The 22,666-nt window shown below is 58.8% G+C and carries 21 protein-coding genes; 10 read left to right on the forward strand and 11 right to left on the reverse strand.

All coding sequences use genetic code 11. From position 1 onward, the window contains the following. Nucleotides 1-163: 163 nt before the first annotated feature. The 8 genes from doeA (at nt 164) to GPM19_RS11415 (ending at nt 7,738) form a co-directional block, all read left to right on the forward strand. Nucleotides 164-1,363, forward strand: a complete 1,200-nt coding sequence (doeA, locus tag GPM19_RS11385) for an ectoine hydrolase DoeA (RefSeq protein WP_160419154.1) — start codon at nt 164-166, stop codon at nt 1,361-1,363. A 42-nt stretch (nt 1,364-1,405) separates the two neighbouring features. Beyond that, nucleotides 1,406-2,422 carry a N(2)-acetyl-L-2,4-diaminobutanoate deacetylase DoeB gene (doeB, locus tag GPM19_RS11390; RefSeq protein ID WP_160419155.1) on the forward strand — a complete coding sequence of 339 codons (1,017 nt, stop codon included), beginning with the start codon at nt 1,406-1,408 and terminating at the stop codon, nt 2,420-2,422. Nucleotides 2,423-2,426: 4 nt separating this feature from the next. Then, the gene (locus GPM19_RS11395) at nt 2,427-2,900 is read left to right on the forward strand and encodes an Lrp/AsnC family transcriptional regulator (protein WP_160419156.1); all 474 of its coding nucleotides are present in this window, start codon (nt 2,427-2,429) and stop codon (nt 2,898-2,900) included. A gap of 55 nt (nt 2,901-2,955) precedes the next feature. Beyond that, on the forward strand, nt 2,956-3,126 hold the full coding sequence (locus tag GPM19_RS15280) for a hypothetical protein (RefSeq protein WP_202114811.1): 171 nt from the start codon (nt 2,956-2,958) through the stop codon (nt 3,124-3,126). Nucleotides 3,127-3,323: 197 nt separating this feature from the next. Further along, nucleotides 3,324-4,805 (forward strand): NAD-dependent succinate-semialdehyde dehydrogenase, encoded by a 1,482-nt coding sequence (locus GPM19_RS11400; protein WP_160419157.1) that lies wholly within the window; start codon nt 3,324-3,326, stop codon nt 4,803-4,805. Between the two features lie 177 nt (nt 4,806-4,982). After that, nucleotides 4,983-6,416: an aminotransferase gene (locus tag GPM19_RS11405; RefSeq protein WP_160419158.1), complete on the forward strand. Its 1,434-nt coding sequence runs from the start codon at nt 4,983-4,985 to the stop codon at nt 6,414-6,416. A gap of 130 nt (nt 6,417-6,546) precedes the next feature. After that, on the forward strand, nt 6,547-7,224 hold the full coding sequence (locus GPM19_RS11410) for a haloacid dehalogenase type II (RefSeq protein ID WP_160419159.1): 678 nt from the start codon (nt 6,547-6,549) through the stop codon (nt 7,222-7,224). Between the two features lie 73 nt (nt 7,225-7,297). Next, nucleotides 7,298-7,738 (forward strand): YtoQ family protein, encoded by a 441-nt coding sequence (locus GPM19_RS11415; protein ID WP_160419160.1) that lies wholly within the window; start codon nt 7,298-7,300, stop codon nt 7,736-7,738. A 118-nt stretch (nt 7,739-7,856) separates the two neighbouring features. On the opposite strand, the gene GPM19_RS11420 is transcribed toward GPM19_RS11415, so the two are convergent. The 6 genes from GPM19_RS11420 to GPM19_RS11440 form a co-directional block, all read right to left on the reverse strand. Then, nucleotides 7,857-8,486, reverse strand: a complete 630-nt coding sequence (locus GPM19_RS11420) for a Spy/CpxP family protein refolding chaperone (protein ID WP_160419161.1) — start codon at nt 8,484-8,486, stop codon at nt 7,857-7,859. A 154-nt stretch (nt 8,487-8,640) separates the two neighbouring features. Beyond that, nucleotides 8,641-9,078 (reverse strand): DUF411 domain-containing protein, encoded by a 438-nt coding sequence (locus GPM19_RS11425; RefSeq protein ID WP_160419162.1) that lies wholly within the window; start codon nt 9,076-9,078, stop codon nt 8,641-8,643. Beyond that, entirely contained in the window at nt 9,078-9,254 is a 177-nt protein-coding gene (locus GPM19_RS15285) for a hypothetical protein (protein ID WP_202114805.1), read from the reverse strand. The genes GPM19_RS11425 and GPM19_RS15285 overlap by 1 nt, the downstream gene beginning before the upstream one ends. Before the next feature lie 90 nt (nt 9,255-9,344). Then, nucleotides 9,345-9,644, reverse strand: coding sequence for a hypothetical protein (locus tag GPM19_RS11430; RefSeq protein WP_160419163.1), 300 nt, complete (start codon nt 9,642-9,644; stop codon nt 9,345-9,347). A gap of 153 nt (nt 9,645-9,797) precedes the next feature. Beyond that, entirely contained in the window at nt 9,798-9,998 is a 201-nt protein-coding gene (locus GPM19_RS11435) for a zf-HC2 domain-containing protein (protein ID WP_160419164.1), read from the reverse strand. Nucleotides 9,999-10,011: 13 nt separating this feature from the next. Beyond that, complete coding sequence (locus GPM19_RS11440) at nt 10,012-10,599, reverse strand: sigma-70 family RNA polymerase sigma factor (protein ID WP_160419165.1); 588 nt, start codon at nt 10,597-10,599, stop codon at nt 10,012-10,014. 96 nt (nt 10,600-10,695) lie between these two features. Here GPM19_RS11440 and GPM19_RS11445 point away from each other — a divergent pair, with 96 nt between their 5' ends. Beyond that, nucleotides 10,696-11,283: a TetR/AcrR family transcriptional regulator gene (locus GPM19_RS11445; RefSeq protein WP_160419166.1), complete on the forward strand. Its 588-nt coding sequence runs from the start codon at nt 10,696-10,698 to the stop codon at nt 11,281-11,283. A 115-nt stretch (nt 11,284-11,398) separates the two neighbouring features. After that, a complete protein-coding gene (locus tag GPM19_RS11450) occupies nt 11,399-11,968 on the forward strand; it encodes a carboxymuconolactone decarboxylase family protein (RefSeq protein ID WP_160419167.1) in 570 nt (189 codons plus the stop codon). A gap of 76 nt (nt 11,969-12,044) precedes the next feature. Here the strand turns inward: GPM19_RS11450 and glgB are convergent, their stop codons facing one another. The 5 genes from glgB to GPM19_RS11475 form a co-directional block, all read right to left on the reverse strand. Next, nucleotides 12,045-14,273, reverse strand: a complete 2,229-nt coding sequence (glgB, locus tag GPM19_RS11455) for a 1,4-alpha-glucan branching protein GlgB (protein WP_160419168.1) — start codon at nt 14,271-14,273, stop codon at nt 12,045-12,047. After that, complete coding sequence (gene treS, locus GPM19_RS11460; RefSeq protein ID WP_160419169.1) at nt 14,266-17,616, reverse strand: maltose alpha-D-glucosyltransferase; 3,351 nt, start codon at nt 17,614-17,616, stop codon at nt 14,266-14,268. The genes glgB and treS overlap by 8 nt, the downstream gene beginning before the upstream one ends. Before the next feature lie 42 nt (nt 17,617-17,658). Continuing rightward, the gene (locus GPM19_RS11465) at nt 17,659-19,686 is read right to left on the reverse strand and encodes an alpha-1,4-glucan--maltose-1-phosphate maltosyltransferase (protein ID WP_160419170.1); all 2,028 of its coding nucleotides are present in this window, start codon (nt 19,684-19,686) and stop codon (nt 17,659-17,661) included. A gap of 69 nt (nt 19,687-19,755) precedes the next feature. Further along, nucleotides 19,756-21,957 carry a glycogen debranching protein GlgX gene (gene glgX / locus GPM19_RS11470; protein ID WP_160419171.1) on the reverse strand — a complete coding sequence of 734 codons (2,202 nt, stop codon included), beginning with the start codon at nt 21,955-21,957 and terminating at the stop codon, nt 19,756-19,758. 41 nt (nt 21,958-21,998) lie between these two features. Beyond that, the gene (locus GPM19_RS11475) at nt 21,999-22,655 is read right to left on the reverse strand and encodes a DUF2934 domain-containing protein (protein ID WP_227842371.1); all 657 of its coding nucleotides are present in this window, start codon (nt 22,653-22,655) and stop codon (nt 21,999-22,001) included. Nucleotides 22,656-22,666 lie beyond the last annotated feature (11 nt).

A 22,666-nucleotide genomic window follows, 5' to 3' on the forward strand; every position in this document is an offset into this window, starting at 1 on the left:
TTTGACCACTGGCCAAGGGTGGGTGCTAGTATCGGCCAAGACGACATTGGCGGGGCTGTCGGGCGTGCCATGGCAGGCAGCTCGAGGCTAGCAGTCGATTCTCCGGTCCGGCGGCAATTGGTGTGCCCCGGTTCTTGAATGATTTTTTAATGGCGAGTCGCCCATGATTCAGGTTTCCCTCCCTTTCACACGAGACGAGTACGCCACCCGCCTGTGGAAGGTGCGAGCTGAGATGGCCGGCCGTGGCATTGATGTGTTGATCGTTAGTGACCCCTCGAATATGGCCTGGCTGACGGGTTATGACGGCTGGTCATTTTATGTACACCAATGTGTGCTGGTAGGACTGGAAGGTGAGCCTGTGTGGTACGGTCGCCGGATGGATGCCAATGGCGCGCTGCGTACCTGCTGGATGGACCCTGAGAACATTACCTATTATCCGGATCACTATGTGCAGAATCCGCACATGCACCCCATGGACTATCTGGCGCAGACCATTCTGCCTGACCGGCGTTGGCATACCGGGGTAGTCGGCATGGAAATGGACAACTATTACTTTTCCGCCAAGGCCTACCAGAGTCTGCTGCGCGAGCTTCCCCATGCCCGTTTTCTGGATGCCAATGCCTTGGTCAACTGGTGTCGTGCGATCAAGTCGTCCCAGGAAGTGGAGTACATGCGCGTGGCGGCGAAGATCGTCGAAGGCATGCACTCGCGCATTCTGGAAGTGATCGAGCCTGGCTTGCCCAAGAGCAAGCTGGTCTCGGAAATCTATCGTGTGGGTATCGAAGGCTGGACTGACGGAGACGGCAAGGTGTTCGGCGGCGACTACCCGGCCATTGTGCCGTTATTGCCTACCGGCGCGGATGCTTCCGCCCCCCACCTGACCTGGGATGACACTCCCTTTCGCGAAGGGGAAGGCACCTTCTTCGAGATTGCCGGTTGCTATAAACGCTATCATGCCCCGATGTCGCGTACCGTCTTTCTGGGAAGGCCGCCGCGAGACTTCATCCGGGCCGAGTCCGCCCTGCTCGAAGGTATCGAGAACGGTCTGGCGGTGGCTAAGCCGGGCAACCGCACCGCGGATATCGCCATGGCGCTGGGGGCGGCAATGGATAAATACGGCTTCGACCGTGGCGGGGCGCGCTGCGGTTATCCCATCGGTATTTCCTATCCGCCGGACTGGGGGGAGCGCACCATGAGCTTGCGCCCCTCGGATGAAACCATTTTAAAGCCCGGCATGACCTTTCATTTCATGCCGGGACTCTGGGTCGAAGACTGGGGGCTGGAAATTACCGAAAGCATTCTTATCACCGAAACCGGCGTCGAAACGCTGGCCAATTTTCCGCGTCAGCTGTTTGTGAAATGAAGAGAAATAAAATAAGCACTGCCCGCCAACGAGGACCTTATTATGAGCAAGCGACCCAGCCCGATTTCCGCCACGGTTGATTTTGATGCCGAGGGTGTGCAGCACGGCTTTCTCAAGCTGCCGATCTCCACCGATGAGTCCGCCTGGGGCGCGGTGATGATTCCGGTCACTGTGGTCAAGAACGGCGATGGCCCGACGGCGCTTCTGACCGGGGGCAATCACGGCGACGAGTACGAAGGCATTACCGCCCTAATGAAGCTTTCCACGACCCTCAAGGCGGAAGACGTCAGCGGCCGGGTGATTATCGTGCCGATGATGAATACGCCCGCAGCCATGGCCGGCAAGCGCACCTCACCGATGGATGGCGGCAACCTCAATCGCAGCTTCCCCGGCGACCCCAATGGGGGTCCCACCGCCCAGATCGCCGATTATTTCAACCGGGTAATGATTCCGTTGGTGGATGTGGTATTGGACCTGCACTCCGGCGGGCGGACGCTGGACATCCTGCCGTTTGCCGCTTCGCATGTGCTGGATGACAAACATCAGCAACAGCACGCCCTTGACGGCGCCAAGGCCTTCGGCGCTCCCTACGCCATGGTGATGTTCGAACTGGATGCCGAAAGATTGTTCGATACCGCCTGTGAGCGTCAGGGCAAGATTTTTGTGGCAACCGAACTGGGCGGCGTGGGTACCTCGACACCGCAAAGCATCGCGATTACCCAGCGCGGCATCGATAACTTCCTGGTGCATTTCGGGCTCACTCAAGGCGAGATCGTCATGCCCGACGCGCCGCAGGTATACCTGGATATGCCCGATGCCAGCTGCTACGTACAGAGTGAACACAGCGGGCTGCTGGAATTGACCGTGGCCTTGGGCGACAGGATCGAGAAAGGGCAGGTGATCGCCTACGTCTACGACATGACCCGCAGTGGCGCCGAGCCGGTGGCCTATTACGCCGAGCGTGACGGCATGTTGATGGCACGGCGCGGTCCGGCGCTGATCAATATGGGCGATACGCTGGCGGTAATTGCCGCCATCGTTGAGTCACTGGACGTCTGAATCAATGAAACTTGATCGTTATGACGTAAAGATTCTGGAAATCCTGGCGCGGGACGGGCGAATTACCAAATCCAAGCTGGCCGAGGCGATCAATCTCTCGGTCAGCCCCTGTTGGGAACGCGTTCGCCGCCTGGAAAAGGCCGGTATCATTCAAGGCTACAGTGCGCGTATCGACAGCCAGGCGCTGGTGCCGCGCAATACGGTATGGGTGCAGATCGAACTCAAGGCGCATAATAGCGAAAGTTTCTCGCGTTTCGAGGCGATGGTGCAGGAAACCCCGGAAGTCACCGAATGCGTGGCGGTGGGCGGCGGGGTGGATTACCTGGTCAAGTTCGAGGCGCGCTCCATCGATAGCTATCAGCGTCTGATCGATAGTTGGCTGGTCTCGGAAGTGGGCATCGAGCGCTATTGCACTTATATCGTGACCAAGGCAGTCAAGCAGTCTGAGCTGGGTGTTCTCCCGGAGGATTTCATATGATTGAGCCAGACGCATGGTCAACACCCATTCAGCGCTCCGTTGGCTTAGGATGAAAGTGAGTTTCCCCCCACCAGGCTTTCCAGTGCTGGTGCCGGGGCAGGTGATCAGCGAGGAAATTCTGTATTTCCTTCAGGCGCTGGATGTGACCGAGATCCACGGCTATCGGCCGGAACTGGGGCTGGTGGTGTTTACCGAGGAAGCCCTGATCGACCCGGCTGCAGGCTGATGAAACCGGCTCCACCAAAAAAAACCACACTCCAGAGGGGATAGACAAAAAAAGTGCCGCCCAACGGGCGGCCTTTCAAAAACTCTCTTGCCACGAATGGCCTTACCCTGAACACATGCAACGGCCTGCGGGCCGTTCACTTTTTTTCCCGCTGCGCACCGATGTCCATCTCGCAGCGAGACCCAGGGGAGGTGTTCATGACACTGTCGACTCGACTCAGCGATCCACGCCTATTTCGCCAATATGCTTACATCAATGGCAAGTGGACGCACGGTTCAGGTGGCCGCGAAGAGGCTGTGTATGATCCGGCCACCGGCGAAGCGCTGGGGCATATTCCACTGCTTGAAGCTGAACAGATCACCGCCGCGGTAGACGCCGCCGAAGCGGCATTCGTGCAGTGGCGAGCGCTACGCGCCGATGAGCGTTGTGAGCGTTTGCTGGCCTGGCACGACCTGTTGCAGGAACACCGCGAAGACCTTGCCACCATCATGACGCTGGAGCAGGGCAAGCCACTGCCCGATGCACGTGGTGAAGTGGAATACGGGGCCAGCTTCATTCGCTGGTTCGCCGAGGAGGGCAAGCGTACCTACGGCGAGACGATTCCCAGCCACATTCCCAATGCGGCCTTGGGTACTCTCAAGGAGCCGGTGGGTATCGCCGCCTTGATCACCCCCTGGAACTTCCCGCTGGCGATGATCACCCGCAAGGCCGCCGCGGCACTGGCGGCAGGCTGCCCGGTGATTGTGAAGCCTGCCAATGAAACGCCATTCTCCGCCCTGGCCTTGGCGGAACTGGCCGAGCGTGCCGGTATTCCCGATGGCATCTTCAACGTGGTGCTGGGTGATGCGCCGGAAGTTTCCAAGGTGCTGTGTGACGAACCGCGCATCAAGGCGCTGTCATTCACCGGCTCCACTCGGGTGGGGCGGATTCTGATGGAGCAGAGCGCGCATACCATCAAGCGGCTGGCGCTGGAGCTTGGCGGCAATGCGCCCTTCATCGTGGGGCCGGATGTCGACCCCAAGGAGGCGGCGTTTGCGGCGGTGTCGGCCAAGTTCCAGACCGCCGGGCAGGACTGCCTGGCAGCCAACCGCATCCTGGTGCATGAGTCGATTCACGATGAGTTCGTCGAGCACTTCGCTCAGCGGATGTCGGCGCTCACCGTGGGCAACGGCCTGGACAGCGAAGTCGACCTCGGCCCCTTGATCCATGCTCAGGCGGTAGAGAAAGCTTCCGCCATTGTCGACGATGCCGTTTCGCGCGGCGCCAAGCTGGTGATGGGTGATCAATCGCAAGCGCCTGGTCCCAACTTCTTCATGCCGGTGTTGCTGACCAACGTCACCCCGCAGATGAAAGTATGGAAGGAAGAGAACTTCGCTCCGGTGGCGGGCATCACTGCTTACGCCAACGATGATGAAGTGATCGAACTGGCCAACGATACCGAATACGGCCTGGCGGCTTATGTGTATACCCACGATATACGGCGCATCTGGCGGCTGTTGCGGGCACTCGAATATGGCATGGTCAGTGTCAACTCGGTGAAGATGACCGGCCCGCCGGTGCCCTTCGGCGGTGTCAAACAGTCGGGTCTGGGCCGCGAAGGCGGCGCCACGGGGATCGATGAGTATCTCGAAACCAAGTATTACTGCCTTGGGGCACTAGGTTCAGTATCGGGAAGTTGATCATCGCGCGGCTTACGCGCCCTCCCACCATCCTTGCCTAGTAAAGGAGAGTAGGTACCGTGGGAGGCCGGCTCTGCCGGGCGAAGGCACCGCTAGTTGCCCAAAAATTTAGCTAGTCATCAATGATAAAATACCCTCCCCAAATAGTGGGGAGGTTCACCGTACAGAGAGAACGCCATGAGCCAGCATCAGGATTTGATCGACCGCGACCGCAAGGTGACCTTCCACGCTTCCACTCATCTGCGTGATTTTGCCCATGGCGACGCGCCGGGTCGTGTGATCAGCGGGGGCCAGGGCATCAATATCGTGGATAAGGACGGCCGCGAGTTCATCGACGGTTTTGCCGGTTTGTACTGCGTGAATATCGGCTATGGTCGCAAGGAAATCGCCGAAGCCATCTACAATCAGGCCATGGAAATTTCCTATTACCACACCTATGTGGGTCATTCCAACGAGCCGCAGATTGCGCTTTCCGAGCGCATCCTGAAAATCGCCGGCATGGGGATGTCCAAGGTCTATTACGGCATGTCCGGCTCGGATGCCAATGAAACCCAGCTCAAGATCGTGCGTTACTACAATAACGTCCTGGGTCGCCCGCAGAAGAAGAAGGTCATTTCGCGGATGCGCGGCTATCACGGTTCGGGCATCGCTTCGGGTTCCTTGACCGGCCTCAAGGCGTTTCACGATCACTTCGACCTGCCTATCGAAACCATTCGCCATACCGAAGCACCGCATTACTACCTGCGCGCTGCCGAGCAGCACGACATGACCGAGCGTGAATTCTCCGCCTTTTGCGCCCAGAAGCTCGAAGCCATGATCCTGGAGGAAGGCCCGGATACCGTCGCCGCCTTCATCGGCGAGCCGGTGCTGGGCACCGGGGGTATCGTGCCACCGCCGGAAGGCTACTGGGAGCAGATTCAGGCGGTGCTCAAGAAGTACGATGTGCTGTTGATCGCCGATGAAGTGGTCTGTGGTTTCGGGCGTACCGGCGCTGATTTCGGCAGCCATTTCTACGGGATCAAGCCGGACCTGATCACCATTGCCAAGGGTCTGACCAGCGCCTACCAGCCGCTTTCCGGCGTGATCGTGGGCGACAAGGTATGGAGTGTGCTGGAGCAGGGCACCGGCGAATACGGCCCCATCGGTCACGGTTGGACCTATTCCGGCCATGCACTGGGCTGTGCGGCGGCTATCGCCAACCTGGATATCATCGAGCGCGAAGGCCTGGTGGCCAACGCCGCCGAAACCGGTGCTTACTTCCAGCAACAGCTCAAGGCCACTTTCGGTGACCACCCGCTGCTGGGTGACGTGCGGGGTGTCGGCCTGATGGCGGCGCTCGAGTTTTCTCCGGATGCCGCCGGTCGTGCGCATTTCGACCCGGCGCTGAAAGTCGGCCCGCGTGTGGCCGCCGCCGCCCTGGAAGAAAACCTGATTGCACGCGCCATGCCGCAAGGCGACATTCTGGGCTTCGCTCCGCCGCTGACCATCAATTGCGATGAGGTGGATGATATGATCGGCCGTGCGAAACGCGCGATTGACCGCGTTACCGATGAGCTGGTGCGCGCCGGTGATCTTAAAACCGGTGAAAAAGAAGCCGCCTTTACGGTTTAATAGCGGCTAACCCTACCCCTGAGCCGCTGTGTCACTACACAGCGGCGTTTTTGTTTTCGAAGTGGCCAGCTATGCTAGATGCATTAAGATCCTTAGTCGCCAATCTCTATCCACCAAGGCAGGAGTTACCATGCAACCAGTTATCGCGTTGGATGTATACGGTACCTTGATTGACACCCAGGGCGTCACCGTGGAACTCGAACGGCGCTTGAAACAGCCTGAAAAAGCGCTGGAATTTGCTCGTCGCTGGCGCGAAAAACAACTTGAATACAGTTTTCGACGCGGGCTGATGGGTGCTTACGTACCGTTTTCCGAATGTACCCGCGATGCCCTGTTGTTCACCGACCGCTCCATGCAGACGGGGCTTAGCGAAAACGACCATGACCACCTGATGGCCAGCTACGCCGAACTACCCGCTTTCGCCGATGTGGCGCCCGCGCTGGACAAGTTTCATCAGGCGGGAATGCGCTGCGTGGCATTCTCCAACGGCACCCGGGAGGCGGTAGAAAAGTTGCTGGATCGCGCCGGGGTGAAAGCGCACATGGATGACATCATCAGCGTCGATGAGATCAAGCGGTTCAAGCCGGACCCGGTGGTGTATGCCCATCTGCGCGACCGCTTGGAAACCCGCCCGGAACATACTTGGCTTGTGTCAAGTAACGCCTTTGACGTGATTGGTGCCACTCATGCCGGCTTGCGTAGCGCCTGGGTGCGGCGCAGCCCGGAAGCGCCTTTCGACCCTTGGGCCATCGAACCGAGCATGACCGTTGCCGACTTGGAAGAGCTGGCGGACCGCGTGATTGCTTGAAGGTTCGCTGCGTTCCTCGTTATCATGCCGCGCCTTTCTGATGAGTTTTACTCAAAAACTACAAGGAATCAGCATGAGCTTTTATGTCTATCTTTCCGGCGAGATTCATACCGATTGGCGCGAGCAGATTGCCCAAGGCGCCGAGGCTGCCGGTCTGGATGTGGTGTTCACGTCGCCGGTGACTGATCACGACGCCAGTGACGCCGCCGGCGATCATCTGGGTGAGGAAGGCAATCAATTCTGGCGCGACCATAAATCATCCAAGGTCAACGCCATCCGCACGCGGACCCTGATCGAGCAGAGTGATTTGGTAGTGGTACGCTTCGGAGACAAATACAAACAGTGGAATGCCGCCTTCGATGCGGGGTATTGCGCGGCACTCGACAAGCCTTATATCACCTTGCATGGCGAGGAAATCATTCATCCGCTCAAGGAAGTCGATGCCGCCGCCATGGCATGGGCCACGACCCCCGAGCAGGTGGTAGAGATATTGCGTTACGTCACTCGCGCCTGAGCTCAATTGTTTTATTCTGTTTGCCGATCAGTACCTTTGCATTCTGGATAAGGATGAATGGGCGACCCATGAAATGGCCGCCCATTTCGTTGCGGTTTTCAACTGCTTACCGCCTTTACTACTGCTGAGCGTTGGAACCAGCGGATGGGGACATACCTTCCTGCATGGAGGAGCCACCGTTCTGGCGTTGTTCATCGCTCAGCAATTCCATCATCTCATTGCGATGACGAATATGCTCGACGAGCATTTCGCCCCGCAACTCGGCCATGCGGCTATGGATTTCCTCTACCTCTTCGGGATCGGGGCGAGACTGGTGCATTGCCGCCATCATCTCGTCGCGCAGGTTCATCAACCGGCCCATGCGGGCGAACTGGGCGGGACGATATTCCTCTTTCAGCGCTCGTAACTGCTCTCGCTGTTCAGGATCGGCCTGCAGCATCATGCCCATCCCGGCGCTGTCCATTCCGTCCATTCCGCCCATCATGGGACAAGGCATATCCATCATGCCGCCCATCATGCCGGGACCCATGCCTTTGCCGCCGCCCATCATGCCGGGACCCATGCCGCCTTGACCGCCACCCATCATGCCTTGGTGCATGCCCTGGCCACCGCCTTGGCCACCACCCATCATGCCTTGTGCAAGAACGATGCTGGAACCGGCGCTGAACGAGACGGCCAAGCCGAGCGCAAGAGCCTGTTTGGAAAAACGCTTAAGAAAGTTTTTTGGCAAGCTATTGAATAGTTTCATTATTTATCTCCTTTCGGGCGCGTCAGCCCATTATGTCAGTGTCGTTGAACACCTTGTGGCGGGATGCCACGAGATAAGTATGGCTGCCTCAGCTCGTTACGCGATGTTGTGGTCGAGCCGAGGCGAAAAATAGCCGAAAACTTGCTGCTGATGGCTAAAGTGTCATGAAGGGTTGCGATTCTTGATCAGTGAACTGGTAGACATCCCAAGGTGCCTGTTGAGGACCGGGCATCCCCGGCGTGCCGATAGGCATGCCTGCCAAGCCGATGCCGTCGATGTCGGGTTGTTGCTCGAACAGTGCCTCGACGGCTTCAAGAGGCACATGGCCTTCAATGGCATAATCACCCATCAGCGTGGTGTGACAGGAACCAAGACCGTAGGGCAAACCGGCTTCCATCTTGATGCTGCCCACCTCGACATCATCGACGATGGTAACGCTGACACCCAAGGTTTCCAGATGACGGGCATAGGCATCGCAGCAGCCACATTGCGGGTTCTTGTAGAGAGTCGCTTCGCTCGGCAGGGCGGCTTGCGCTGTACCGGCCGTCATCAAGGCGGTGGATAGAACGAGGGCGGTAATAGGACGGTTCATTAGCTAGCTCCCTTGGAAGAGGAATCTGCGGAAGAGGAGGAGTCTACGGAGGAAGAAGAAAAAAGATATTTGGCCAGTGCGGCGATACTTAAGCCTAATAGGCTGAGCATGACGATAGGCATCAGCCAGCCTAACCAGCCCATGCTACCCATGGCGTTGAAGCATGCAGTCATCATGATGTAACTCCTGACGAACGGGGAATATGCGAAATATTCTTTCAGGAAGCGTGAGTGCTTCCGCAACTGATAGAGATGTCAGTTGTTCGTTCAGGCTTTGGGAGGTCGGCGCGGGGGAGGAGGCGTGTGAACGTCAACGGCCATCAAGGGAGCGATGGCCAGGGAATTGGGAACGTTTATAGTAAAAATACCCGTTGAGGTGAGGGCGGCACAGGCGGCGCAGCCTTCATGGGTATCCAGCATCTCTACTTGGGTAGGGGTACAATCGATGAAGCAGGCATCCATGCTCGCATGCACCGGCAAGCTGCTCAATGACAGCACCAGCACCAGAAATAACGCCAGCAGGCGGCTATTTCGTAGGCGAAGCGGTGGTATCCCAAACCCCTTCATCGAGAATTCCTCATAGGATGTTCTGCTAGTAAACCCGTTTCTTGTATTGACTTCAATGCGCCAGCGCAAGAAATGCAGCGACATATTGCTAGAAACTTTCTGTTCAGTGCTCAATGCACAATAGCCACGAAGAAGCATGGCAACAATGAATTATCACTTCATGGATGGCTTTTTGTGCGTGTTTACTGCCGGGTGACGCTCGCCCACCTGGTGAAGCAGGTCGAATTGACGATTGCACTGGCTACAGGCGCCACACATCGAAAGATGCAAACGCAGCGATACACGTTCCAGCCAGCTCAGTGGGCGGTCCAAACGTTGAGACATCAGCTCTGTGGCGCGTTGGCACATGATCATGCTGTATTCCTCCTCAAGTTGATTCTTCCTGGAGCCAGCCGTGCTCGATACAGGTACGCAGGCGTAGCCGCGCGCGGTGCAGGATGACCCAGCAGTTGTTTTCCTTGAGGCCGGTCTCCTTGCATATCTCCTGGGTCGAGAGCCCCATCAATTCCCGCAACGAAAATACCCGGGCAATGGTGTCCGGCAGGGCGGTCATGCAGGCATCGAACACTTGCCAGAAATGTTCGTTTTCGAACACGGCATCCGGTTCGCCCCAGCGGCTAGGGCGGGCATTAGGTTGCCAGCGTCCGTTTTCCTGAAACAGGCGATCGAGCAGGTCGTCGCTGATATCGTCGTTCATCGGCTGCCAGGTACCTTGGCGTTTCTGAGCGCGAAGCCCATCAAGAATCTTGTATTTCAATATGCCGAACACCCAGGTTTCATAGCCGGAGCGTCCTTCGAAATCATTGGCTTTTTCATGGGCGGTAAGCAGCGCTTCCTGGACCACATCTTCTGCCAGGGTGGCATTGCGTAAATGCAACCTGGCAAAAGCTATTAAACGCGGGCGCACCGCTTCAAGGCGCTTTTGACTCTCGAAAGAGGAGGCTTGATGCAACATGAGAGAGCGACTCTGTGGAGAAAAATGGAAATTGGCAACATCTGTCGTGTGACGCTACGGTTTGCATTATGGAACGATTGGTTTTAAAGTCCAGCCATGACAAGAGGACGCCCCCTAGCATTCAGCCCCGACCAAGCTATTGCCCAGGCAATGCAGGTCTTCTGGGCACAAGGTTACAATAGTGCATCCACCCGTGATCTGCTGGCGGCCATGCAGATCTCGCGCAGCAGCCTGTATCAGGCTTTCGGTAACAAGGAACAGCTGTTTCTTGAAGCGCTGCATCGTTACCGTGACAACCTGGTGGCAAGACTGCAGCGGACGCTGACGGCTTCACCGAGTGCACTTGCCTTCATCGAAGGCTTGTTTCGCGACACCGCCCGGGATGCCTGCAGCGAGCGTGCTGCCCTGGGATGCTTGATTTTCAATTCCGCCAGTGAGCTGGGCCAGCGTGGCGACGCCCCCTCGCGTGAGGCCGCTGTTGCCGTTGCGGCGATCAGGCAGCTTTTCCACCAGGCGGTGCTTCAGGCCCAGGAGGAAGGCGATATCGACGCGGGTCGAGATGCCGCCATGCTGGCCAATTACCTGACGCTTTCGATGGCCGGGCTGCGCACGCTACTCAAGAGCGGCGCCAGTGCCGAAGATGCCGGCGGCGCGGTCGAGCAGGTGTTGACAGGGCTTCGCTGAAAAATACCTGCACGGAAGAGCGAGAAAAAGCACGCTTGAAATAATCCATTTGGTATTTTTGGATCGATTGTTCCATATTTATTATCGCCCATCCAACAACAGCAAGGAAACTACCATGACAGCCGAATATAAAATGAAGCTAGCCCCGCAAACCCTCGATAACGCCGATGCCAAGGCCAAGCCGTTGCTGGAAAAAGCCAACGCCAAACTGGGGTTCGTGCCCAATATGTACCAGGCCATGGCCAAGGCGCCGGGGGTACTGGATACCTATCTGCACGGCTATGAGCTGTTCCGTGAGGAGTCAGGTTTTTCCCCGCCCGAGCAGGAAGTAGTATTTCTCACCATCAGCCGTCTGAATGGCTGCAGCTACTGCATGTCGGCGCATAGCATGCTGGGCGAAAAGGTCTCTCAGGTACCGTCCGAGGTGATAAAGGCGCTGCGCAATGACCAGCCGATTCCCGATGAGCGTCTGGCCGCCTTGAGCCAGTTCACCCAGGTCATTTTCGATACCCGAGGCAAGCCGAACAACGCCGATGTAAAAGCGTTTCTGGAGGCGGGGTTTGAAGAGCAGCATGTGATGCAGATTGTGCTCGCCATGGCGGTGAAGACTCTGAGCAACTACTCGAATCACATCAATCATCCTGAGCTGGATGACGCCTTTGCCGATTACGCCTGGGAAGGTTGAAGCGGATAGAGTGATTAAAGATAGCTTGCCCTGACTCGGCATTGAGTCAGGGTTACCTCGTGCCAGCCTACCCAGCTTATTCTCGGAGAACTTCAGTCGGGCGTAGCATCAATACCCCCAGCGGTGGCAGCGTCAATTCCAGGCTGGCGATCTGACCGTGCAAGGGAGCATCGGCGGCTGTCAGCCGGCCCATGTTACCCAAGTTCGATCCCCCATAGCATTCGGCGTCGCTGTTGAATATCTCTTCCCACCCCCCTGCCTGGGGTACCCCTAGCCGATAGTCGATGCGAGGCACCGGTGTCATGTTGGCGACCACCAATACTGGTTCGCCCGTGGCGCTTACCCGCAGCCAGGCAAAGACGCTGTTGATATCATCGTTACCCACCACCCATATGAAGCCTTGCGGCTCGCTGTCGCATTCATGCAGGGCGGGCTGTTCCGCGTAGAGGCGATTGAGATCGCAGAGCAGCCGGCGAACGCCGACATGGCGGGGCTCGCCGAGTAGCGACCAGTCGAGTTCGCGGTCATGGCTCCACTCGCGCCACTGGCCGAATTCACAGCCCATGAACAACAGCTTCTTGCCGGGCTGGGACCACATGACGGAAAGATAGGCGCGCAGGTTGGCGAATTGCTGCCACTCATCGCCGGGCATCTTGCCGATCAACGACCCCTTGCCATGTACCACCTCGTCGTGAGAGATCGGCAGCACGTAGTGTTCGGAAAACGCATAAATCATGGGGAAGGTCATGTCGTGATGCGAGTAGGCGCGATATACCGGATCCTTGGCGATGTACTCCAGGGTGTCGTGCATCCAGCCCATGTTCCATTTATAGGCAAAGCCCAACCCGCCCTCGGCGGTTGGCCGGGTAACCCCGGGCCAGGCGGTGGATTCCTCGGCAATCACCACCGCGCCGGGAACTTCTTCGGCGACCACATCGTTGAGGTGACGCAGGAAGTCGATCGCCTCGAGGTTTTCATGGCCGCCGTACTTGTTGGGAATCCACTCGCCCTCGTTGCGCGAATAGTTGCGGTAGAGCATCGAGGCGACGGCATCGACGCGCAACGCATCGACATGGAAATGCCGCAGCCAGTGCAGCGCCGAGGCGAGCATGAAGCCGTGTACTTCACGCCTGCCCAAGTTGTAGATGTAGGTGTCCCAGTCCTGATGGAAACCCTCGAAAGGGTGCTCGTACTCATACAGGGCGGTACCGTCGAAACGCGCCAGACCGTGGGGGTCGGTGGGAAAGTGCGCCGGTACCCAGTCGAGAATCACACCGAGTCCTGCGCGGTGGCATTCGTCGACGAAATAGGCGAAGTCCTTGGGCGTGCCGAAGCGTGCGCTGGGCGCAAACTGGCTCAGCGGCTGGTAACCCCAGGAGCCGCCAAAGGGGTGTTCCATGATCGGCAGTAACTCGACATGTGTGAAACCCATTTCCACGACATAAGGGATCAAATGCTCGACCATGTCGCGCCAGCTGTACATCTCGCCGTTGTCGCCGCCGTGCTTGCGCCATGAGGCGGCATGCACTTCGTAGACACTGATCGGCCGGGTAGGTTGGTGCGACTCGTCGCGTTGCGCGATCCATTTTTCGTCATGCCAGACAAAGGGCGTGGTATCGGCGACCACCGAAGCGGTATTGGGGGGAGCTTCGGTGGCCAGTGCCACCGGGTCGGCGCGTAACCCTAGGGTGCCTTGGACATCGAGTATTTCGTACTTGTACGACGTTCCCGGGCCGAGGCGTGGAATGAACAATTCCCACACCCCTGCGGGATGACGCAGGCGCATCACATGGCGGCGTCCGTCCCAGTGGTTGAAAGGCCCCACCACCGAGACACGTTGCGCATTGGGTGCCCAGACGGCGAAACGCACTCCGCTGACGCCGTCCACTTGCATGGGTTGAGCCCCCAGGCAGTGGCCCAAGTCACGATGGTTGCCTTCGCCGATCAGGTAAAGATCCATCTCGCCGAGCAGCAGGCCAAAGCTGTAGGGATCTTCGGTTAGCTGTTCACCGTCGGGCCAGCGGATACGCAAGATGTAAGGGGCGGCATGCGGCAGCTGGGCGGCGAATAGCCCAGGAATCTGGATGGCCGTCAGGCAGCAGCGAAAAGTCCCGTCTTCGCGGTCAAGCACATCAACACCCAAGGCACCGGGCAGGAAAGCCCGCAGCAGACTGCCTTCCTCGGTGTCGTGAATGCCGAGCAGCGAAAAAGGATTGCGGTGCGACCCCTTTGCCAGCGCCTCGGCATCATCCTCCGACAGCCACAGGGTGCGATCCAGCATGGGTCTGGCAGTAAAATCATTCATGGGGTTCTCCTGAGCTCAATTGTTCGACGATGGAGGCCAGGCCACGTAACGGTACCCCCAGCCAGGCGGGGCGATTGGCGGCTTCGTAGGCGATCTCGTAGGCGGTCTTTTCGAGTACGAATAGATCGACCGCTGCGGCTGCTCCACTGGTCTGTTTCCATTCGTGGGGCATATCGAGCGTGGCCTGCCAGTAGGCATTCAAGAACGCCTGGCGTCCCTTGAGCAGATACTGTTCCGTTACGTCGTGGCCGGTATCGGCTTGCGCTTCGGTGCCTTCATGGCCGGTTTGCGCTTCCTCGACCTTGGCGTAGGCGTAAGCGAACGAGCGCAACATCCCGGCAACGTCTCTAAGCGGGCTGTCCTTGGCGCGACGCTCCTCCAGGGGCCGGGCCGGCTCGCCCTCGAAGTCGATGATGTAGGCGTCGTCATGCGCCACCAGTACCTGACCGAGATGCAGGTCGCCATGAATACGCGTGATCAGGCTGCCTTCGGCAAGCGCCGCCATCGTCTCGATGGAAGCCAGCAAGTTATCGCGCTGGGCCAGAATCTTATCGGCCAGTTGCTGTTCGGCTTCGCCAGCAGCGCTTTTGTGATGCTCAAGCAATTCCAGCGCTTCCTCGACGCGTTCACGTACGCGCTGCGTCCAGAGCTCCACCTGGGTTTCATCGGCGATCATGGGGGCAAAAGCCGGATCGTCGCTGGGCGACGCCAGAACCATGTGCAGCTCGCCCAAACGCCGGCCCAGGGTGATGGTGAAATCTTCAAGCTCATTGAAGGCGCCGTAGCCTGTCTCTTCGCGGCTGGTATCCCGCCCGCGCTCACTGTCGGCTACCGCTTCACGAATCGCCCGCCCCAGGGTGTTACGGGTCCAGGACCAGGCGTCGCCCTGGTTATCGATGTAGCCTTGCAGGATCATCAGCGTCTGCGGGGTGCCTTGGTCGTCGAAGCGGCTCACCTCGCCATGCAGTGGTGCAATATGCGCAAAGCCCCGCTCGGTGAGGTAGCGTCCGATTTCCGCCTCGGGGTGCAGGCCCGGCTCTAGGCGCCGGAACAACTTGAGTACCAGCTGACGATTGATGATCACCGAACTGTTGGACTGCTCCGCGGCCTGTTGCACCACCTCCGGTTGCTCGGGAAGCGCAAGCTCGCTAAAGGCCGTGGTGGGCAGAAAGCATATTTCGCCGGCATCGCAAGGCAGGCGGGTTTCCTGGCGCATGGCATCGAGCACTGCCAGGGTGAAGGCGTCCAGAGTGAGGGCGTCGGTCAGAAGTCCTACCTCATGGAAGCGGCGTACCCGCGCCATGGCGAGCTGCTGCGGCAGGGCGCTGGTCTGCTCTTCCTCACTCAGAAATGCCAGCGGTAACTGATAACGCTCGCTACCCTGGGCATGATCGACGTCCAGTTCACTGATCAGCAAAGTATGTCGGTTGTGCTCCAAGCGAGCCACGTAGAGCATTTTTACCTGCTTGATGCGCGCCTGCTTGGCGGCGAACCAGCGCCGCTTGGGCAGGTAGTTGGGCAATGTTTCACGTTCGAGAAGCTGCCTGGGTGTCGCCTCGAAAATCTCTTCCAGGTGACGTTTTATGATCAGGGTGACATAGTCTGGCATCGGTTCGGGTACCGGGACGTGCCACTCCGGCATGGCGGTTTCCGGGGCCAGCAGGAACCAGAAGAAGCCATAGGGCGGCAAGGTCAGCAGGTAAGGCAGCTTGCCGACCGGTGGGAAGGCGCTGCCACCAACCATTTCCACCGGCACCTGGCCGGCGAAAGCGGAAAGGTCGAGTTCCACCGCCTGGGCGGTACGTGCCACGTTGGCCACGCACAGCAGCGTTTCCGTCTCACCGTTGTCCAGCGTCATCTCGCGCAGGTAAGCGAGGATATGCCGGTTGGCCGGGTAGAGCGGACGCATGGTGCCGCGGCTGAAGGCGCGGTGCTGGCTGCGCACCACCAGCAATCGCCGCATGTTGTTGAGCAGCGAATGCGAGTCGCGTACCTGAGCCTCGACGTTGACGGTCTGGTAGCCGTAAAGCGGGTCCATGATCGGCGGCAGAACCAAGCTTGCCGGATCGGCGCGGGAAAAACCGCCGTTACGATCCACCGACCACTGCATCGGGGTACGCACGCCGTCCCGGTCGCCGAGATAGATATTATCGCCCATGCCGATCTCGTCGCCGTAATACAGCACCGGCGTGCCCGGCATCGACAGCAGCAGGCTGTTGAGCAGTTCGATCCGCCTGCGGTCGCGCTCGAGTAGCGGTGCCAGGCGACGCCGAATCCCCAGGTTGATGCGTGCCCGGCGGTCGGAAGCGTAGTGGTTCCAGAGATAGTCGCGCTCCTTGTCGGTGACCATCTCCAAGGTCAGCTCGTCGTGGTTGCGCAGGAATATCGCCCACTGACAGGTGGCGGGAATCTCCGGGGTCTGGCGCAGGATGTCGGTAATCGGGAAGCGGTCTTCCTGGGCCAGGGCCATGTACATGCGCGGCATCAGCGGGAAGTGAAACGCCATATGGCACTCGTCGCCGTCGCCGAAGTAGGGTCGGGTATCCTCCGGCCACTGGTTGGCTTCGGCAAGCAGCATGCGATCGGGGTAGCGCTCGTCGATCACCGCCCGGATCTTCTTGAGTACCACATGGGTCTCGGGCAGGTTTTCGTTGTTGGTGCCTTCGCGCTCGACCAGATAGGGAATGGCGTCCAGGCGCAGGCCGTCGACGCCCATGTCCAGCCAGTACGCCATCACCTTGAGCACTTCATCGAGTACTTGAGGGTTGTCGAAATTGAGATCCGGCTGGTGGGAATAGAAGCGGTGCCAGTAGTAGGCGCCGGCCACCGGGTCCCAGCTCCAGTTGGAGGACTCGGTGTCGAGAAAGATGATCCGCGTGCCCGGGTACTTCAGATCGGTATCCGACCAGACGTAGAAGTCACGTTCCGGTGAGCCCGGCGGCGCTTGTCTGGCGCGCTGAAACCATTCGTGCTGGTCGGAGGTGTGGTTGATGACCAGCTCGGTGAGTACGCGCAGGCCGCGCCGATGTGCCTCCTCGATGAAGCGTTGCGCATCCTGAAGGGTGCCGTAATCGGGGCTGACGCTGGTGTATTCGGCAATATCGTAGCCGTCGTCGCGACGTGGCGAGGGATAGAACGGCAATATCCAGATCGTGTTCACGCCCAACTCAACGATATAGTCGAGCTTCTGGATCAACCCTTCGAAGTCGCCGATGCCGTCGTCATTGGCGTCGAAAAACGCCTTGACGTGCACCTGATAGATCACGGCATCCTTGTACCAGAGGGGATCGTCAAGGAAATCAATGGCCTCGACGGCGTGTGTTTCGCTGCTGGCATCCATCATTGGGCTTACCCTCCCTGCATTTTATGGGCACGAATGAAGTGGCTAGTGGGCCGGGCGAATGCGCCAGATGGCGAACGGCTGGTGCCACGGGTCGAGCCGCACCGATTGCCATTTGCCATGCCATGTCCAACGATGACCATTCATGAGATCTTCGCCATGCAGGGCGGCATCATCAGGTAGCCCAAGCTCCCAGAGCGGCAATTCGAAGGCGCCTTCCTGGGTTTCGAAGGGGTCGAGGTTGACGGCGACGAGAATGAAGTTGTCGCCTGTTTCGTTACGCTTGCCGAAGAACAGCAGCCGGTCGTTGTGCACCGGATAGAAGCGAAGCCCCAAATGGGTCTGCAGCGCCGGATTCTCGCGCCGGATGCGGTTGAGTTGGGCGATCTCGTAATTGATGTTGCCGGGCGCGGTGTAATCACGCGGGCGTATTTCGTATTTCTCGGAATTGAGATATTCCTCCTTGCCCGGCACCGGTTGACCTTCACATAGCTCGAACCCCGAGTACATGCCCCACAACCCTGAGCCCATGGTGGCAAGGGCTGCACGAATCAGAAAGCCGGGCCGCCCCGACGATTGCAGAAAGTAGGGGTTGATGTCCGGCGTATTGACGAAAAAGTTGGGCCGGTATCCCTCGCGCAGCGGCGACTCGTTGAGCTGGGTGAAATACTCGGTCAGCTCCTTCTTGGTATGCCGCCAGGTAAAGTAGGTGTAGCTCTGGGTGAATCCCAGTTTACCGAGATGCAGCATCATGGCCGGCCGGGTGAAGGCTTCGGCAAGGAAAATCACCGCGGGGTCGCGCCCGCGAATATCGGCGATCAGCCATTCCCAGAAGGGCAGCGGCTTGGTGTGAGGGTTGTCGACGCGAAAGATTTTCACTCCCTCGTCGATCCAGCCCTGCACCACATCACGCAGCTCGATCCACAGTGAAGGGATGGCGTCCTCGGCATAAAAATCGACGTTGACGATATCCTGATATTTCTTGGGCGGATTTTCGGCGTAGCGGATCGAACCATCGGGCCGCCAGGAAAACCAGCCGGGGTGCTCCTTGAGCCAGGGATGATCCGGCGAGCACTGGATGGCGAAATCCAGGGCGATCTCCAGGCCATGCTCGGCGGCCACACGCACAAGATTGCGGAAATCCTCGCGACTACCCAGTTCCGGATGAATGGCGTCGTGGCCACCTTCGGAGCTACCAATGGCGTAAGGACTGCCCGGGTCGTCCGGCCCTGCCTCAAGAATATTGTTAGGGCCCTTGCGATGAGTGCGCCCAACCGGATGGATGGGCGGGAAATAGAGCACATCGAAGCCCATGTCGCGAATCATCGGCAGGCGTTTGTGGACATCGTCGAAGGTGCCGTGGCGCTCGGGGTCGTCGGTTTCCGAGCGGGGAAACAGCTCGTACCAGCTGGCAAAGCGTGCCTTGAGGCGTTCCACTTCCAACGGATAAAGCGCATCGCTTCGGGTCAGGTAAGGGCGGGCATCCGCCTGGTGCATCAAATGCGCCGTCTCGCTAGCCAGCAGCAGGGCGACTCGCTCGGCGCCATGCTCGAGGATGCGAAAGTGCTCATGAATGACGTCGAGCGCTTCTTTTAGCGCGCCTTCACTGCGTTCGGCGGCTTGCTCGATCAGGCGTCTGCCTTCCTCGAGTTCGAGTTCCACCGGCACCCCGGCCTGATGCTTCTTCGAGAGTTCGTAGCGGTAAGTGGCGTAAATGTCCCACCAGGCTTCGATGATAAAACCGTGTCGTCCAACCCGCTGGGGTGTGAAACGGCCCTCCCAGATATCCAGGCCCAACGGTTCTATCTGACGCATGGGCTCACGGTGCTGCTGGCCTTGCTCGTCGTACCAGCAAACCGCAGCTGCCAGCACGTCGTGACCATCGGCAAAGATCGTCGCCGTGACAGTCACTGGTTCATCGACGATGGCTTTGGCCGCGAATCGCCCATGGTCGAGTGTCGGCTGTACCGATTCGATAGCGATACGAGGTGCCTGGACGGCTGCCCATACGTCTTGCGGGTCCTGCTCTTGCGTCGGGGCGGCCCCGGGCGTTGAATACGGAGGTGAACTCATCACATGCTCCTCTGTTGCAGTTCGGCCTGGTCGATAATTGCACTGTGCCTTGCCTGAGCTGCGTCATGTCTAGGTAGCAAAGGCGCTGACTTTTCCCTGCACCAATTCCAGTAGGGCCAATGAACGGCCTTCCATTACATGCTCGTCACCGAAAGCATGCTGGAAAGGTTCTTCCTCGATGGTCCGGCTGGTATCGAGGCGGCATAGCCAGCCGCTTCCGCTCGGCGCGTCGGGTAACTTGAAAGCCACTGCGTCGTGGTGGGCATTGAAGATCAGCAGCAGGGTGACATCGGCACCCGCACGCCGAATGCCCGAGGGCTGGGCGCGACCATCGAGCATTAGCCCCAAGGTGCGGGCTTCGGAGTCCTCCCAGCGCTCGACATCCATTTCCTCGCCGTCCGGGGCTAGCCAGGTGACTTCCTTGAGCCCCATGTCCTCATTGTACTCACCGCTTAGAAAGCGTCCGCGGCGCAGAATGGGGTAGCGCAATCGCAGTGCCGTCACGCGACGCAGATATTCAATCATCTCGTGGGCATCGCCACTGAAGTTCCAGTCAAGCCAGCTGATCTCATTGTCCTGGCAGTAGGCGTTATTGTTGCCTTGCTGGGTACGCAGCAGCTCGTCGCCCGCCAATAGCATCGGGGTGCCTTGAGAAAACAGGGTAGTGGCGATGAAGTTACGGATCTGACGCAGCCGAAGTTCCTTGATCTCAGGGTCATCTGTGGGGCCTTCCTCGCCGTGGTTCCAGGAGAGGTTATGGTCATGACCGTCCATGTTGTCCTCGCCGTTGGCCTCGTTGTGTTTCTCGTTGTAGGCGACGAGGTCGAAAAGAGTGTAGCCGTCGTGGGCGGTCACGAAGTTGACCGAGGCGAATGGGCGCCTGCCACGCCGATCGAAGAAATCCGCCGAACCCATCAGCCGGGTGGCCAATTCCGGCAATTGGCCCTCGTCGCCGCGCCAGAATGCACGAACGGTATCGCGGTAGCGGTCGTTCCACTCCGCCCAGCCCGGCGGGAAACCGCCGACCTGATAGCCGCCGGGGCCGCAGTCCCAAGGTTCGGCGATCAGCTTCACCTGGCTCAGGATCGGGTCCTGACGGCAGGAATCGAGGAACCCCCCGCCTTCGTCGAAGCCGTGGTGTTCGCGCCCGAGAATTGTCGCCAGGTCGAAGCGAAAGCCGTCAACACGCATCTCCGTGGCCCAGTAGCGCAGTGAGTCGGTGACCATCTGCAGCACTCTCGGGTGGCTCAGGTTCAGGGTGTTGCCGGTGCCGGTATCATCGATGTAGTAGCGCGGCTCGTCGGACATCAGACGGTAGTAGACGGCGTTGTCGATTCCCTTGAGCGAAAGCGTGGGACCGAGTTCATTGCCTTCAGCGGTGTGGTTGTAGACCACATCCAGAATTACCTCCAGGCCTTTAGCGTGATAACGCGCCACCAATTCTTTGAATTCATGAATACTTTCGCCCGAAAGATAACGCGAATGCGGGGCGAAAAATCCCAGGGTGTTATACCCCCAGTAATTTCTCAGGCCCTTTTCAAGCAGATGCTGATCATCGATGAAGGCGTGAATCGGCAGAAACTCCACCGAGGACACCCCCAGCGAGTGGATGTAATCGACCACTTCGTTAACCATCAGCCCGGCGAAGGTGCCGCGCAGTGCTTCCGGCACCGCCGGGTGGCGCATGGTATAGCCGCGTACATGCGTCTCGTAGAGAATGGTGTGATCCCAAGGTAGTTGTACGCCTCGCGAACGGCCCCAGGTAAAGGCGGGGTCGAGTACACGACAGCGTGGCATGAAGGGAGCGCTGTCGCGTTCATCGAAGCTCAGGTCGCCGTCAGGGTGGCCGATAGTGTAGCCGAACAAGGCTTCATCCCATTTCAGGTCGCCGACGATCTGTTTGGCGTAGGGGTCGAGCAACAGCTTGTTGGCATTGAAGCGATGGCCTTCCTCGGGCGCGTAAGGCCCATGAACCCGATAGCCGTAAAGCTGGCCGGGCCGGGCATCGGGGAGATAGCCGTGCCATACCTCATCGGTATATTCCGGCAATTCGACACGTTCCAGTTCCTGCTCGCCAGACTCATCGAAGAGGCACAGTTCGACCTTGGTGGCGTTGGCCGAAAACAGCGCGAAATTTACGCCCAAGCCATCCCAGGTCGCCCCCAGCGGGAATGACTGACCTTCATGCACTCTGGAGCGCCGCATGACGCTGGGGGCCTCCTCGGAAGTAACGATTTTTTCACTGTCCTGTGAGGCTTGATTGGTATTCATCGCATTCGTCCTTGATCCGCTCGGGCACGTCAGGCGTGTGTCTAGCTAGGGTCCGAGGTCTTCTTGGTCTTGGAGGCTTTGGTCTTTTTCGCTGTTTTAGGTTCTTGCTCCGTTTTCGTAGCTTTTGTCGTTTTTGCAGGCTTTTTGGTGGTTTTTTCCGAGGTGGTGGCGCTTTTGCGAGTGCGGGATGCTGTCTTGCCCGGCACCTGGGTGGTATCCGTCTCGTTAGTCGGCGTTAGGGTATCGTCGCTACGCCTCGGGCGGCGGGCACGCTTTGCCGTGGCGGAATCTTCCGGCAGCGGCTCCATCACCCCTGGCGGCGGTTCAGCTGATGGCGGTGCCTGTTCCGGATGGCCACGATCCTGTACCGGGACATCCGCTCCCGCCATCTTGTCATCACGAAAGGGTACCTCATCGAAAGAAGGCTCCCCGTCGGGCGGCTCCAACGGCAGACGGTTCTCCTGAATGCCCACTTCGTCCTCTTCCAAGGGCAATTCGTCTTCCAGAATAGGCGCCTCATCAAGGGGTTCCCCCACCTCTTCGAGAGTGGCATCGGTGCCCGCTACTTGTTCGGTGGCGACAATTTTCAATGCCATGTCCCAATGGCGCTGTTGTTGCCCTTCGGGGCGCCCTTCGGACTCCCAGATCTTGTAGGCCAAGTAACGTACTCGCTCGGCTTCACTCATTTCGTCAGCCATATCAATTCTCC

The organism is Vreelandella zhuhanensis (assembly GCF_009793355.1).
In the GTDB taxonomy this organism is placed as follows: Bacteria; Pseudomonadota; Gammaproteobacteria; order Pseudomonadales; family Halomonadaceae; genus Vreelandella; species Vreelandella zhuhanensis.